Annotated in this window: 14 protein-coding genes, 2 pseudogenes and 1 riboswitch; of the genes and pseudogenes, 1 reads left to right on the top strand and 15 read right to left on the bottom strand. The window is 27.7% G+C overall.

Annotated elements, in window-relative coordinates:
- Window positions 1-49: 49 nt before the first annotated feature.
- The 12 genes and pseudogenes from ACQRD5_RS14915 to ACQRD5_RS14860 form a co-directional block, all read right to left on the bottom strand.
- Window positions 50-979 carry a DMT family transporter gene (locus ACQRD5_RS14915; RefSeq protein ID WP_427747000.1) on the bottom strand — a complete coding sequence of 310 codons (930 nt, stop codon included), beginning with the start codon at window positions 977-979 and terminating at the stop codon, window positions 50-52.
- Window positions 980-1126: 147 nt separating this feature from the next.
- Complete coding sequence (locus ACQRD5_RS14910) at window positions 1127-2893, bottom strand: 5'-nucleotidase C-terminal domain-containing protein (RefSeq protein WP_427746999.1); 1767 nt, start codon at window positions 2891-2893, stop codon at window positions 1127-1129.
- A 150-nt stretch (window positions 2894-3043) separates the two neighbouring features.
- A pseudogene (locus ACQRD5_RS14905) lies at window positions 3044-3181 on the bottom strand (arsenical-resistance protein); the annotation flags it as partial.
- Between the two features lie 32 nt (window positions 3182-3213).
- Window positions 3214-3618: an arsenate reductase ArsC gene (locus tag ACQRD5_RS14900; protein ID WP_294168228.1), complete on the bottom strand. Its 405-nt coding sequence runs from the start codon at window positions 3616-3618 to the stop codon at window positions 3214-3216.
- Between the two features lie 156 nt (window positions 3619-3774).
- Window positions 3775-5022, bottom strand: coding sequence for a DNA polymerase thumb domain-containing protein (locus ACQRD5_RS14895; RefSeq protein ID WP_427746998.1), 1248 nt, complete (start codon window positions 5020-5022; stop codon window positions 3775-3777).
- A gap of 17 nt (window positions 5023-5039) precedes the next feature.
- Complete coding sequence (locus ACQRD5_RS14890; RefSeq protein WP_294168231.1) at window positions 5040-5297, bottom strand: hypothetical protein; 258 nt, start codon at window positions 5295-5297, stop codon at window positions 5040-5042.
- A gap of 254 nt (window positions 5298-5551) precedes the next feature.
- Complete coding sequence (uvsE, locus tag ACQRD5_RS14885; RefSeq protein WP_427746997.1) at window positions 5552-6526, bottom strand: UV DNA damage repair endonuclease UvsE; 975 nt, start codon at window positions 6524-6526, stop codon at window positions 5552-5554.
- Window positions 6527-6786: 260 nt separating this feature from the next.
- On the bottom strand, window positions 6787-7785 hold the full coding sequence (gene add / locus ACQRD5_RS14880) for an adenosine deaminase (protein ID WP_308780567.1): 999 nt from the start codon (window positions 7783-7785) through the stop codon (window positions 6787-6789).
- An 83-nt stretch (window positions 7786-7868) separates the two neighbouring features.
- Window positions 7869-7968: riboswitch (purine riboswitch) on the bottom strand.
- A gap of 47 nt (window positions 7969-8015) precedes the next feature.
- Window positions 8016-8834, bottom strand: coding sequence for an aldo/keto reductase (locus ACQRD5_RS14875; RefSeq protein ID WP_308780566.1), 819 nt, complete (start codon window positions 8832-8834; stop codon window positions 8016-8018).
- A 200-nt stretch (window positions 8835-9034) separates the two neighbouring features.
- Window positions 9035-9478: a heat shock protein Hsp18 gene (gene hsp18, locus ACQRD5_RS14870; protein ID WP_294168238.1), complete on the bottom strand. Its 444-nt coding sequence runs from the start codon at window positions 9476-9478 to the stop codon at window positions 9035-9037.
- A gap of 185 nt (window positions 9479-9663) precedes the next feature.
- Window positions 9664-11337, bottom strand: coding sequence for a hydroxylamine reductase (gene hcp, locus ACQRD5_RS14865; protein WP_427746996.1), 1674 nt, complete (start codon window positions 11335-11337; stop codon window positions 9664-9666).
- 212 nt (window positions 11338-11549) lie between these two features.
- Complete coding sequence (locus tag ACQRD5_RS14860) at window positions 11550-12116, bottom strand: hypothetical protein (RefSeq protein WP_427746995.1); 567 nt, start codon at window positions 12114-12116, stop codon at window positions 11550-11552.
- A 49-nt stretch (window positions 12117-12165) separates the two neighbouring features.
- Here ACQRD5_RS14860 and ACQRD5_RS14855 point away from each other — a divergent pair.
- Window positions 12166-13113: pseudogene (locus ACQRD5_RS14855) on the top strand (DNRLRE domain-containing protein).
- 74 nt (window positions 13114-13187) lie between these two features.
- Here the strand turns inward: ACQRD5_RS14855 and ACQRD5_RS14850 are convergent.
- The 3 genes from ACQRD5_RS14850 to ACQRD5_RS14840 all read right to left on the bottom strand — a co-directional run bounded on the left by ACQRD5_RS14850 (window position 13188) and on the right by ACQRD5_RS14840 (window position 14796).
- On the bottom strand, window positions 13188-13559 hold the full coding sequence (locus ACQRD5_RS14850) for an ACT domain-containing protein (protein ID WP_427746994.1): 372 nt from the start codon (window positions 13557-13559) through the stop codon (window positions 13188-13190).
- Window positions 13560-13612: 53 nt separating this feature from the next.
- On the bottom strand, window positions 13613-14137 hold the full coding sequence (locus ACQRD5_RS14845; RefSeq protein WP_427746993.1) for a cysteine hydrolase family protein: 525 nt from the start codon (window positions 14135-14137) through the stop codon (window positions 13613-13615).
- 203 nt (window positions 14138-14340) lie between these two features.
- A complete protein-coding gene (locus tag ACQRD5_RS14840; protein WP_427746992.1) occupies window positions 14341-14796 on the bottom strand; it encodes a hypothetical protein in 456 nt (151 codons plus the stop codon).
- Between the last annotated feature and the right edge of the window lie 23 nt (window positions 14797-14819).

Below are 14819 nucleotides of genomic sequence, written 5' to 3'. Positions count from 1 at the left end.
TAAGAAAAGTACTCCAATTTTAATTTGAAGTACTTTATCTAAATATAATTTAATTATCTTTTCTTTTATATACTAGGTAAATTCCTGTACATACTAATAATAAGGCTAATAATATTTTTATATCAAATATATTTTCCTTAAGTATTATTGCTGATAATATTGTTCCAAAGACAGGAATTAAGAAATTAAAAACAGATATTATTCCTACTTTATTATATTTTAAAAGCTGTGACCATAATGCAAAAGCTATTGCTGATAATGATGCCATGTATATTAATAACACAGTTGATTTAATATTAAAGTTTGTAAGATTTCCTCCTAAAATATATCCTATTATAGTTAAGATTAATCCACCTATAGCTAGTTGATAACCAGTTACAGTATAAGCATCTTTATTTTGGCTTATTTTCTTACTATATAATGATGAAACTGAAAGCATAAATGCTGCTATCATTATAAAACCTTCTCCTTTAAATGAAAATCCACCTGATAAAGCTGAAGTTCCTCCAGTAAGGTTCACAAGTACAACTCCTAGAAATCCTATTGCGCAACCTAAAATCTTATTAAAATTTAATTTATCATTTTTATAAAGAAGATGAGCTAATATAATACTAAAAAATGTACTGGTTCCATTCACAATTGAACCTTTAACTCCAGTGGTATATGTCATACCTAAATAAAAAAATATATATTGAAGGGTAGTTTGTCCAACTGCTAATATTGTTATTTCCTTTAAGTCTTTTCTAGATAATTTAAAAATATTTTGTTTCAGTAATAATTGTAATATAAGAACAAAGACTCCAGCTAAGAAGAACCTATATCCAGCAAATATTAACTTTCCACCTACATCATTACTTAGGATATTAAAAAGCTCATATCCAACTTTTACAGCTGGAAAAGCACTTCCCCATAAAAACGTACAAATTATAGCAATAATAATTATATTTATTTTATTAGTAAAAATTTTTTCTTTATTCATAACTACTTACTCCTTTCAAATTATGTTCTACATATTATGCATAGAAATAATTATACTATTTAAATTTTAAAAGTCACAGTATTTTATATTCTAAACAAAAGAAGCTATATACTTCCTTTAGTATATAACTTCTCTTTTTCTTATTTATTATGCAACGTCATCTTTTTTCTTTAATAATATTCCACCAAGTGAAGTTGCTCCTAATGCTAGCATTAACATTGGAATTGTTCCAACTACAGAACCTGTCTCTGGTAAAACATCATATTTACCACTTTCTGTTTGTACTACCTCTTCTTTGACTTCTGGTTTAACTTCTGGTTTAACTTCTGCTTTTACTTCTGAATTAATCTCTGTATTTGTTTCTTCATTAGCTTTTTCTGTTGTATCTTCACCAGCTATAAGAAGATTATTATCTAAATCTTGAATTCCATTTACTCTCCAGTATTCTTGTATAGATTCTCTCATAACTATTTGTGTATTTAAAACATTTATGGCATTGCTAAAGTCATATGAATCTCCACCTGTTAGCATAAAGTCATTTATAGCAACGGAATAATATTTATCCATTTCAACCTTAGTTCCATCTAATAATCTTATTGATGTAACTTTTTCTGTTGCTTCATCATACCAAACCTTTATACCTGCGAATTGTCCCCATCCAAAACCTTCTGGATTTATTCCATGCTCTATAAGTTTTACTAGCTCACTACCTGTTACTTCTAATTTAACTATTGTATTATCAAATGGTAGTATTTCATACATATCTCCAACTGTGATATTACCTGCTTCTAATGCTCTTCTTATTCCACCACCATTATTTATTCCTATCTGTGCTCCTACAACATTTCTCATAGCATCTGATACTTGAACTCCAAGCGGTGTAAGTCCGTCATTTCTATCATGACCTAATTTATTTTCTAAAGGAGTTATTACTTCTGCAAATATTGGTGTTAACTCGTTATTATATTTATCAACTACAGATTGTACATCATTATCTACTGGTAATGTACTTTCTAAACCTTGGAACTTTTGAGTATATGGTTCTACACTTACTAGCTCCTTATTTTCGTTAAAAGTAAATTTTAAACTGGAAAGACCTCTTCCATTATATCCTGCTTGCACAACAGCTACATCTCCTACATAACCATCTACAAAAGCATGATTATGTGCACTTATAACAGCATCTACGTCCTTAGCTTTTTTTGCTATATCTGCTGCTTCACCAGTAATACTTCCATCTTTATTTTCAGTTGCTGGTGCATGAGTTAATGCAATAATAACATCAGCCCCTTCTTTCCTAACAACTTCTGACCATTTATCTAAGGTTTCTACTGGATTTAAAAACTCTAAATCATCTATATTTTCTGCTTTTGTGCTTGTTACTGTATCTGTTGTTGATATTCCGATAAACCCTATTTTTATTCCGTTTTTTTCTATTATTTCATATGGTTTCACAAAATCCACTACATTTTTAGTATTCTTATCTATTATATTTGCTGCTAAGAAATTAAAATCACCATTTTGTTGCCAAGTTTTAAAATCAGCTCTTTTCCAGTCAAACTCATGATTACCTACAGCTGAAACTTTTATTCCTACAGATTTCATCATCTCTACTACTGGTGCACCCTTTGTAAGATTTGATATTGCTGTTCCTTGGAAAAGATCTCCTGCTGCTACTGGAATAACTCCGTAATCTGAAGATTCTTTAGCTTGATATCCTTTTATAACAGCTGCAAGCTTTGCAGCTCCTATATTCTTTCCACTTTCTATTACATTTCCATGAAAATCATTAAAGCTTAATACTTCTATAACTTTAGTATTTATTTCTTCAGCATAACTTACCTTTGGCTTAATTACCATTCCAAAGGTTATTAAAAATGCAGTAGCTAATGCTACAATTTTCTTATGTTTCATATATGCTCTCCTTTCAAAATAAAAATTTAAAATCATTCTACTTTAAATAACTATTTATACTAATATTTCTACAGTAAAAATATAAATTATATATATATTATATTTTATACGAATTATTTTTTCAATATAGAATTAATAATTCGTATAATTTTAAAACCATCTTTTTGTTCTATTTGCAATTTTTACTAACGTCAACATCACTGGTACTTCAACTAAAACCCCTACAACAGTTGCTAGTGCTGCTCCCGAGTGTAATCCAAAAAGAAAAATTGCTACTGCAACAGAAATCCTTCTCCTTTATTTTCTTCCATAAATTCCTCCTATATCTCCTTATTCTTAATTCTTTTTACTAAATCTTTTATTTTTTCTTCTATTATTTTTGCAACCTTAATAAATTCTTCATCAGACTTTCCAGTAGGGTCTTCTAATCCCCAGTCTTCAACATGGCTAGCTGATATAACAGGGCATACAACATTACATCCCATCTTTATTGCAATATCTACATCTGGTATATCGATAAGTAATTTAGATTTTTGTGTTTTGTTCATGTCTACATTGTATAAATCTTTAATAATTCTTACTGCATCTTGATTTATTTGTGGCTTTGTTTCTGTGCCAGCTGAGTAACTTTCAAAAACTTCATTTCCATATAATTTTCCTAATGCTTCTGCCATTTGTGATCTGCAAGAATTATGAACACATATAAATGCTACCTTCTTTTTCATATTTAATTTCTCCTTCTACTTAATTATTTCTAATAGTTTATCTCCCTTTACTTCTTCTGCTTTCCATTCTATTACTTCAAAGTTCCCATGAGATATTTCATTTACTTTATTAATCCACTTTATATCATTACCTGTATTCCTTGAATAAAGGCTTGATTACAAAATACTTCCCATCATTGGGTAATCTTCTTCTCCATTCCCTCCATTTATAGCCTTTATTCCAGAATGAAGAAAGGTTGATCTTATCACTGAATTATTTCCATATCTATTTCTTATAGAATCTATAGCCTTATCTAAAGCACGCCTTTTTTCTATGGATTTATTATCAAATAAAGAACTTTGGAAAAATTCATTACTACATAGATTAGTTACTCTAACACCAATTTGTCTTATAGCTTCTCCTCTCCAGGATTCTTCAAAGGCTTTAGATACTTCATTGAAGATTTCTCCCGTTGAATCTGTATAATTTTCTAAAGTTTTTTGATGAATATATCTTTCAAAGTTAAATCCTTTTATTGATATTGCAACTACTTTGCACAAGCTTTCATTATTTCTTAATCTACTAGCAACAGATTCAGTAAGAGATAATATTACCTTTAATGCTTCTTCTTTACTTGTAACATCCCAAGCTATAGTAGTTGAATTTCCAATACCTTTAACATCTATATAATTATATTTTCTAACAGAAGATTCATCTATTCCATTTGCATAATTATATATTACTTTACCATGACTTTTAAAAATACTTTGAAGTAGGCTTAAGTCAAAATTAGCTAAATCTCCAATAGTACTTATATTTAATTTATCTAAATTTCTTTTAGTTGCCCTTCCTACCATAAATAAATCTTCTACAGGTAGTGGCCACATCTTATCTTTTATTTCTTCTTTAAATAAAGTGTGTACAGAATCCTTAGGGTCAAAATCACTAGCCATTTTAGCTAATAACTTATTGCTACTTATTCCTATATTAACAGTGAAACCAAGTTCATTTTTTACTCTATTTTTTATCTCTAATGCTTTTTCCATATAAATTTCTTTATAATGACTCATATCCATAAAAACTTCATCCACTGAATATCGTTGTATTATAGGTGAATATTCATAAAGAAGGTTATACATAGCATTACTACAATTTACATACAGCTTATAATTAGGTCTAAATATTTTTAAGTTTGGGCATTTCTTTAATGCTTCTACAATAGTTTCTCCTGTTTTTATTCCATACTTTTTGGCAGGTATAGATTTAGCAAGGACAATTCCATGTCTTTCATCTCTATTTCCACCTACAATAGATGGGATTTCTCGAATATCTTCTGTAATTTCACCTAATTGTAACATCCTAATAGCTGTCCATGAAAGATAAGCTGAATTAACATCAATATGAAATATTATTCTTTCATCCAAAGTATTAACCTACCTTTCTAATACTTAAAAAGTATCCACTTATAAGTATTGGAATCATATTTTATCTCATATAATTTTTCTTCCCCATTTATACAGCTACTACATACAAACTTCTCCATTATATTTCCAGCCAATCTTTCCTTTTCTCTTTTTAGTATTTTTTCTATTTTTATTACTTTAACTTCATCTTCATCTAACTTAAATCTAAGAGGATTAATAGAGCCATCCTTATTAAACCATGCTATCATTTGTATTGGTTTAGCAACAACTTTCAAATATATCCCTCCCTTGGAAATCCCTAAATTAATTATATCGAACATGTGTTCTTTTGTAAAGATAATTATATTATGCCTTTTTCTTGGACAAAATATTCAAAAACATATTCTTCTGCTTTTTTAGGTGATTCTTATAAAGATAGATATATTTTGAATTGCTTCTGTGGCTTGTCTAACTGTGGCTGTTATTTCTTAAGCAACAACTTTTTAACAATATTTATTATATGTTTTTAAATATACCTAAGATAAAGTAACTACAATTCTAAAGTTGTTTTATCAATCCACTTAAATTCTGGCCTCAATTCTCTTATTTCATTAACTAACTTAAATAAAGCTAAATCTTTTTCCTTACACTCTAGCATTATATCTACATCTCTATTAAATACTTTTAACAATTCAATAAATTTTATAAAATCCTCTGCTTCTATAAAATCTGAATGCTTCCTATCAACTTTACCTATTAAATTTCTATCTTTAGGAGAAGAAAAATGCATTTTAGGAGGTAAACTTTCATTTTTCCATGTATTTAATATATCTTCTAAAATAACTGTAATATCATCACCATCATTATTACAATTATGATGATGTATATCTAAAACCATTGGTATCTTTAACTCTTTACATAAACTTAAGGTTTCTTTAGCTGTATAGGTTTTATCATCATTTTCAACTATAAGTCTTTCCTTTATATACTTAGGAAACTTATTAAAATTTTCTATAAATCTTTTTAATGCTGCATCCTTTCCTTCAGTGGCTCCACCTACATGAATTACCATTTTTCCCTCTTTATAATTCATATCTTCAAACCATTCCACTTGTCTAGTTAAATTTATAAGTGTATTTTCTACCACTTTAGGATTTATACTATTTATTACATTAAATTCATCAGGATGAGTATCAACTCTCATATTTGATTCTTTAACAAGTTTTCCTATGTACTTAAAGTCATTTTCAAATATTTCCCTATGTCCCCAATACCCCACTTCTGGATGAGTTACTAATGGAATTAGAGCAGAAGTTATTCTATAAAAATGTATTTCATTTTCTATATTGTATTTTAGTATTTTTTCAAGATCTTCTAAATTTGAAAGAGTTACTGTTTTTAGCTTTTCTAACCTTTTTTCTTCTGATAAAATTTTATTGTAATTTGTAAAAGTAACAGTGCTAGAGCTAGTTACTTTCTTGCCTAATGCCTTTGAAATTGCTACATAACCAATTCTTATTCTCATAATTATCTCCTTTTTTAAATAATTTAAAATATTAAAAAGGCCTCTATGGAGGCCTAAAATTTTGGAAGTCATATTTTATGTTATTATATACCTTATTACTTTACCCCTTCATCTTATAAATACCATACTCTCCTGTATTTGTATCTTTAAAATATTCTTGAATAGGAGGATTAAATAATCTTTTACACTTCATTTTCTTTCTCCTTAAAATACTTCTATAATATTTTATAGAGAAACTTTAAAATAATACATAATTAATATTAGTAATTAATATATTCAATTAACTTTTCCTTTGTCTTATCATCACAAAAAGATGCTTGTACATTATTTATATATATTTCTTTATATTCCTCTAAAGTTATATTAAAAATATTTAATACATTTTTAGTTTCTTCATTTAAAGTTATGTTAGAAACTGTTCTATTATCAGTACTAATATTTACCTTTATACCATCCTTATGATAATTATATATAGGATGATCAGAATACATATTTACAGCTTTTGTGTCAATGTTACTCTTTGGACACATCTCCAAAGTAACTCCTAGATTCTTTACTAAATCATAAGCTTCTTTATCATTATAAATAAAAACACCATGACCTATTCTTTCAGCTCCTAAAAGATTTATAGAATCTCTTACATTCTTTCCAAAGCCTGTTTCTCCAGCATGAATAGTAACTCTAAAGCCTTTTTCCTTAGCTAATTTCATTGCATCTACATATTCATATACGAAATCTTCTTTTTCTGTAGCAGCTAAGTCTATTGCAACAACACCTTTTCCAAGGAACTTTGAACCTGCTTCTATAGAATCATATACGTGTTCTAGTCCTAACCCTCTTATACAAGAAATTATTACATTTCCTTTTATATCATAAAGTTTTTCAGCATCACTAATACCTTCAATAACACTTTCAATTATTTCTTCTAATTCAAGGCCCTTTTTAATATGAAAAATTGGAGCAAATCTCACTTCTATATATTTAATGTTTTCCTTTGATGCATCTTCTAACAATTCAAAGGCTGCTCTTTTTAAGTTCTCTCTAGTCTGTAAAACCATATTAGGCAAATCAAACTTTTCTAAATATTCATCTAAAGATCTACAATTTTCTCCAACTGTTAATAGTTTTTTTATATGATCATATTCATAACTATCTAAGACTATGCCTTCCTTTTTGGCAAGTTCTATTACAGTTTCAACTCTTAAGCTTCCATCTAAATGACAGTGTAATTCTACTTTTGGTAACTTATTAATATCCATACAATCATTCCTTTGTTTAGTAAAATTTAAAATAAATAAAATATATAAAAATGTATAAAAAAATTCTTGATTACGAAGAAATCACACATAAATGATTTCTCCGTAATCAAGAATTATTGGTTCTTGGTAGAGACCCCTAAACCATATTATTAGGGTTATACGAAGTATTTCTTATTCACTATTTTAAATTATCATTATTTTACCATAGATATTAAATAAGTCAATACACTTTAGAAATTAAATGTATCTGGATCTGATCCAGTTCTAAGATTCTTATTCATATCATTAATTAATTCAACTTCTTCATTAGTTAACTCAAAATCAAATACATCAGCGTTTTCTTTAATTCTATTTTCATGTACAGATTTAGGGAAAACTACAATTCCTTTTTGTAACAGCCATCTAATTATTACTTGTGCTGCTGATTTATTATATTTTTTACCTATTTCTATTATTTCTTTATTATTTAAGCAAGCACCTGAACCAAGTGGAGACCATGCTTCTAGTACTATTCCTTTTTCTTTGCACATTTCTAAAATATCATTATCTTGCATTTGAGGATTGAATTCCATTTGATTAACAGCAGGAACAATCTCTGTATTATCTAATAAATCTTGTAGATGATGTGTTTTAAAATTTGAAACGCCTATGGCTTTAGCTCTTCCACTCTTGTAAATCTCTTCCATAATTTTATATGATGGTATATATTCATTCTTAACTGGCCAATGTATTAAGTATAAATCTACATAGTCTAAATTAAGTTTCTTTAAACTAGTTTCAAAAGCTTCCATTACCTTATGATCTCTCATATCTTGATTCCATAGCTTTGTAGTTACAAACAATTCTTCCCTTGGAATTCCACTTTCTTTTATGGCTTCACCAACAGCTTCTTCATTTCCATAAATAGCTGCTGTATCTATATGTCTATAACCAGCTTTTAATGCAGCAAGAACTGCTTCTTTTGTTTCAGCTCCACTTCTCCAAACACCTAAACCCAATTGATAAATTCCATTTCCAGTATTCATTTTTATCTTACTATCTATATTCATATTACTACCTCCTAAATACGAAACTTTACACTATCATACTTAAATATATTTTAATTATATCAAAAAAGATAGAAAGCACAAAATATTCAGAATATAATTCTCACTTCCATTAGATGAAAATATCTTACTTTAATCAAAAAAGTTCTATAAAATAATCATATTTCATAGAACTTTTTTAGTTATTACTTATAGTTTATCTTTTACTTAATTTCTATTTTTCTAGTTTCATGAGTTTCTTTATTTAACTTTGGTAAAGTTACTTTAAGAACCCCATTATCGAAGTTTGCATTAATTTTTTCTTCTTCAACATTATCTATATAGAAGCTTCTCTTAAATTCTCCATAGCTTCTTTCTTGTCTTACGTAATTATCTTTCTTTTCTTCTACATGATTATTTCTCTTTGCTGCAATATTTAAATAACCATTTTTATAGCTTATTTCTATGTCTTTTTTGTCAACTCCAGGTAAATCAGCTTCGATAATATAATCATTATCATCTTCTTTTAAGTCTACAGAGAAATTATTCTTTAATACTCCTAATGAACTAAAGAAGTCATCATTAAAGAAACTATTTACCATGTTTTCAAAGTCATCTCCCTTTCTTTGTAGTGAATTATTTTTTCTCCAAGGAACAATATCAAACATACTAAAAACCTCCTTAATATCAAATATTTGCTATTTCCTTTACAAAAATATTATATATTTTATACAAAAAATAGTCAACAAAAATTGTAAAAAATTTTAATTTAAAACATAAATAACTATTAATACTAACAACTAGAGAATGTTGCAGGCTAGAAATAGTCTATATTAAAATATAATTTTTAATATTATATACTTTGTTTTAAACATGATTTTAAGTCATCATCTGGATTGCTTATTGATCTTAAATCAAATGTATCAACTAAGTATTGAAGAACATTAGGGCTTATAAATGCAGGAAGTGTAGGGCCTAAATATATTCCTTTAACACCAAGGCTTAACAATGCTAAAAGATCAGCAACTGCCTTTTGTTCGTACCAAGAGAGCATTATAGATAATGGTAAACCATTAACATCTGTACCAAAGGCATCTGCAAGAGCAGTTGCAATCCTTACAGCTGAATATGTATCATTACATTGACCAACATCTAATAATCTTGGAAGCCCTGCTACTTCTCCAAATTCCAATTTATTGAATCTATATTTTCCACATGCTAATGTAAGAATAATGCAATCTTCTGGAACCATCTTTGCAAAATCAGTATAATAATTTCTTCCTGGTCTTGCACCATCACAGCCACCTACAACAAAGAAGTGTCTTATTTCTCCACCTTTAACTGCATTTACAATAGTTTCAGCATTGCTTAAGGTTGCATGATGACCAAAGCCTACTAAAATTTCATGTGGTTCTTCATCTTCTGTAAAACCACCTAATTCAAGAGCTTTATTTATTATTTCACTAAAATCCTTTCTTCCATCTTTATTTTTAGGAATGAATTTTACCCCATCCCAGCCAACTACATTGGTACTAAAGATTCTATCTTTATAGGTTTCTCTAGGCTTCATAAGACAATTTGTTGTCATTAATATACAACCTGGTATTCCATCAAATTCTTTTTGTTGATTTTGCCATGCACTACCATAGTTTCCTACCAAATGTTTATATTTTTTTAGTCTAGGATATCCATGTGAAGGTATCATTTCACCATGAGTATAGATATTGATTCCTTTTCCTTCTGTTTGCTCAAGTAACATTTCTAAGTCTTTTAAGTCATGTCCTGAAACTATAATAAAAGGTCCTTTTTTAGTATGTACATTTACTTTATGTGGAGAAGGATTTTCAAATTCTGTGGTATTAGCTTCATCTAATTTTTTCATTACAGCTATACTCATTTCACCAGTTCTCATAGTCCACCTTATTAAATCTTCTACAGTAAGACTATCATCACATACAGCTTCTAATGCTCTTATATAAAAGTTATCAACTTCATCGTCATAATATCCTAAGTATCTTGCTTGATGCCCATAAGCACTTATACCTTTAAGTCCATAAACTATGGTTTGCCTTAAGGAACGAATATCAGGATCTAGCTCTTGATCATACATTATTCCTGCAATTACAGAATCCTTAAGCATTTCTGCTTTAGTATCACTTAAAGTGTATGTAACATGAGCTGTATTATTTTTTATTTTACCAACTTTTCTTTTTAATTCATCTTTTATTCTTTGTGATTCTTTAAGCAATTCAACATGAACTTCAGCATCAAAATTTACATTTGTAAGGGTGGTAAACAAAGAATTTTCAATAAAACTTATAATTGATTTGCTTACCTTTTCTCCTCTTTCAATCATTTCTTTTCCATAACAGCTTATTCCCTTTAATTGAAAAATTAAAAGATCTTGAAGATTTGCTATTTCAGACGTTTTCCCACATACCCCCATCTTGGTGCAACCCTTACTACCAGCTGTTTGTTCACATTGATAACAAAACATCGGATATCCTAAATCCATATTATTTTCCATATTTACACTCCTATATTAATTTTTTAAATTTATTAATTAATCTACATAATTAGTATTATTTATAATAAATTTATTATTCATGATTTAATATATAGCTAAAACTCTCTTATAATTATTTGGATTGTAGTATCATAACTTTTTATATTGACAAATTAAATTATGATTCAAAGTAATTTATCTATAAGAAATAATCTTTAGATAAGGGATTTCCCCTATGATAATAGTAAAATATTAAAATAAAAAGAACACATTATAGCCTCTTTAGTTGTAATGTGTTTTTGAGATGGTTTTTCTATAAAATTAATTGGAAAATCAATGCCTTTTATTTGAGGAGTTACTTGGCATATCCAATTTACGCTAAACCTATACCCCATATTCCAAACCTTTTGTAATGTTTGAATTGCTGTATTAAAATCTTTAAATTTAAGTCCAGGATTTCCTACTAATAGTATAGAGCTAGTAAACTCATGAGATTCAGGATAGTATAAATTGGTATCTATAAAATTAGGTATTATATATGATTCTCTATTAAATCTTGCTTTTAAAACTTTACGCATGGTTTCTGATACGCTAGCTAAGTTAAATTTGCAGCTATAAATTTTTAATAGTTCTTCTCTATAGGGATGTTTAGATGATAGATCACCATAATCACCAAAAAGGAATTCACTTCCTTGTTCTAAGTAAACTACTGGCACTTTACTATCCTTTAACTCATATAAAGAAAGTAAAGTATAAACAATTTTGAAGTGAGTTTCAATTAAACCTAGTATAATTAACAAGTCATTGAAACTCACTTTTTAATATATGTCTCTATTGTGAGGTGACAAAATGGCAAACATAATTATTCCAGCAGTAAAGAGTATTACTGTTACAAATAAATATCCAGATAAAAGCTTAAATGAAGGCACAATAACAATAGGATTGGATAATAAAAATAATTACTATAGTTATTTATTTTTTGATGTTTCATCTATACCTTCTAATATTGTTATATATAGTGCTGAACTTGTACTTTTTAAAATAGATCATTTTTTAAATAATATTTAACAAAAATTATCAATAAGTCCTCTCATAGATTACTTCAGCACACATACAACATACAATAATGCTCCAAATTATGATCACTATTCCACAATAAATTTTTACCCACTAACCTCTAAAGTTGCTGTTACAATAAATGTCACTAATATGGTTTCTGCTTGGATAAAAAATAGGCCAAGTAATAAAGGTGTTATTATTTATGGAAGGAGTAAAGGTACTATTGTAAATTTTGGGTCAGTAAAAAATGATGATACTTACCTTATACCTTTTATCAAAGTTCACTATGAGCACCTTAGTCCCAAAAAATATAATAAAAAACTCTGTAGACCTGATAATGATAAAAATTGCGATGAAGAATGTATTAAAATATGCAAGAGAGAACTTGAAGAAATATTAACTAAGATTTGCAAAGAAGTTTGTTGTAATAATTATTATCCACCACCAACTCCTCCTACTCCTAGTCCTGATCCTGGTACTATTGTAGATGTTGATGTTACTGGGAATGTGGCTCCTTATTCAGTATATAATATAATTATAGAAGTTGAAGTAACAAGGACTGTCACTGGGCAAAAGGATTATTACTATGTATCTAATGTTTATAATAATTCCTTGAACTCCAATATTTTACCTATTAATGAAACTTGTAAAATTGCTGTAGTCCCTGAAATTCAACCTGGAGATATCAAATCAGTGAAATTATATGGTTCCTATAAAGGTCCTGTAATAAATCCTTAAGAAATATTTATTAAACATGTGTATTAAGATTAATTTCATGTTTACTTAATTTACTTCTTAAGTTTTATTACTTTCTAGAACCTTTTTATTATATATCCATTTTTCTCAAGAACTTTTATTGATTTTTCAAAGTTTTCTTCCTTAGTTAAAATATAATCTGTATTATATGTAGATACTGCAAATATTCCGATTTTATTCTCTGCTAATAAAGTTGATATTTTTGATAATATACCAATAAGAGAAAAATCTAATATCCCTTCTATTCTAAATGCTTTCCATCCATTATCACATTCAATTACATTTTTAGGCACCAAATTTGTACTGCATACTACTGATAATTCTTCATCTGTCTTTCCAATAAAACAAAATTCATCTGAATAGTTTACTTCTGAAAGATCCTCTACTTTACAAATTGAAAAATTCTTATTTATTATTTTTATCTCCATTTATTATTCTCCTTTTTAACTTTATATTTTTCTGTGAGTAATATAACATGATTTTAAATCCTAATTCTTTTAATTGTTTCCTCTATTGAAATACATTGTCCATATCGTCCATTCCACATAAATTCATTATGATATTTATAGTTTTCTTCTGCTGTCATAAATTCATTATCTACAGTTGTATTTGCATATGCTGGAACTAAAATATTAAATCCATGTTCAAATCCACATTTTATAGTAGCATCTATGCAATAATCTGTTTGAAGACCTACAATTATTATTTCTTTTTCACCTTTGATTTTTAAATACTCTAATAAGCCTGTCCCCTTAAAAGCACTATTAAACTTCTTATCAAATATTTTTTCTCCTATTAATGGTTGAAATTCTTCATATATTTCAAATCCTTCAGTTCCTTTTGTTAATTCACTTCCAATTCCATCATCATGTCTAATATATATTACTTCAGTGTTATTTTCCCTAGCCTTATTTATTATTTCTTTAACATTAGATACAAATGTATGAAAGTTATATAGTTTTTCATTTGTTATTAACCTTTGTGTATCTATAACTAATAAAACCATTTCATTCTCCTTATTTGATTAATTTTTAGAAACAAATTCTAATTCTTTTTTAGGTCTCGCTAATATTATTATAATTAGGAAATACATTAAATACTGTATATATATTATAGGAAATTCCAAAATTATATTTCTCTAAATATATAGCTATTGCTTAATTACCACATAATTTGTTGTGAAATAAACCATATATATTTCTTCAAATGTTATTTAACATTTTTATATAGCTCATTAATATCAAAATTTGAGCTTCCAATATAAAAATCATTATTTCCATCTAAGCTGTGAAATTTTACAATAGTGTATTTCTTATATTCATATATTTGGCTGCCTCCATCTTTAATAGTTGTTGCATCAGCCACTCCCTTTTTCACATCAGATATTACCTCATCTAAAATTTCATCCATTGTTATCTTATTTTCATTAAGTGCCTTAGATAAAGATAGTGTTTCTCCTTTTAAATCTATTTCGACATCACCACCATATGAGTAAACACTATATTGCAGTTTGTCATCCTTTTCTTTAATAACTGTAATCTTTTCTCCTTTGGTTGGAGTGAAAATGAGCATTTCTTTTCTTGAAATATTTCTTGTTTGAAAGACTACTATCCCTAAAACAGCTACTAATACTAAGACTAATGGTATTACAATTTTTCTTTTCATAATCTATCCCCTATATTTCTATT

Source organism: Clostridium sp. SGI.024 (assembly GCF_050315195.1).
Lineage (GTDB): Bacteria > Bacillota > Clostridia > Clostridiales > Clostridiaceae > Clostridium.
This window is presented reverse-complemented; position numbering and strand designations above follow the sequence as displayed.

Excerpts from the sequence above, each read along its gene's own strand:
- ACQRD5_RS14915 (WP_427747000.1), bottom strand. The coding sequence starts at position 979 with ATGAATAAAGAAAAAATTTTTACTAATAAAATAAATATAATTATTATT.
- ACQRD5_RS14910 (WP_427746999.1), bottom strand. The coding sequence starts at position 2,893 with ATGAAACATAAGAAAATTGTAGCATTAGCTACTGCATTTTTAATAACC.
- ACQRD5_RS14900 (WP_294168228.1), bottom strand. The coding sequence starts at position 3,618 with ATGAAAAAGAAGGTAGCATTTATATGTGTTCATAATTCTTGCAGATCA.
- uvsE (WP_427746997.1), bottom strand. The coding sequence starts at position 6,526 with ATGAGAATAAGAATTGGTTATGTAGCAATTTCAAAGGCATTAGGCAAG.
- add (WP_308780567.1), bottom strand. The coding sequence starts at position 7,785 with ATGGATATTAATAAGTTACCAAAAGTAGAATTACACTGTCATTTAGAT.
- ACQRD5_RS14875 (WP_308780566.1), bottom strand. The coding sequence starts at position 8,834 with ATGAATATAGATAGTAAGATAAAAATGAATACTGGAAATGGAATTTAT.
- hsp18 (WP_294168238.1), bottom strand. The coding sequence starts at position 9,478 with ATGTTTGATATTGTTCCTTGGAGAAAAAATAATTCACTACAAAGAAAG.
- hcp (WP_427746996.1), bottom strand. The coding sequence starts at position 11,337 with ATGGAAAATAATATGGATTTAGGATATCCGATGTTTTGTTATCAATGT.
- ACQRD5_RS14850 (WP_427746994.1), bottom strand. The coding sequence starts at position 13,559 with ATGGAGATAAAAATAATAAATAAGAATTTTTCAATTTGTAAAGTAGAG.
- ACQRD5_RS14845 (WP_427746993.1), bottom strand. The coding sequence starts at position 14,137 with ATGGTTTTATTAGTTATAGATACACAAAGGTTAATAACAAATGAAAAA.
- ACQRD5_RS14840 (WP_427746992.1), bottom strand. The coding sequence starts at position 14,796 with ATGAAAAGAAAAATTGTAATACCATTAGTCTTAGTATTAGTAGCTGTT.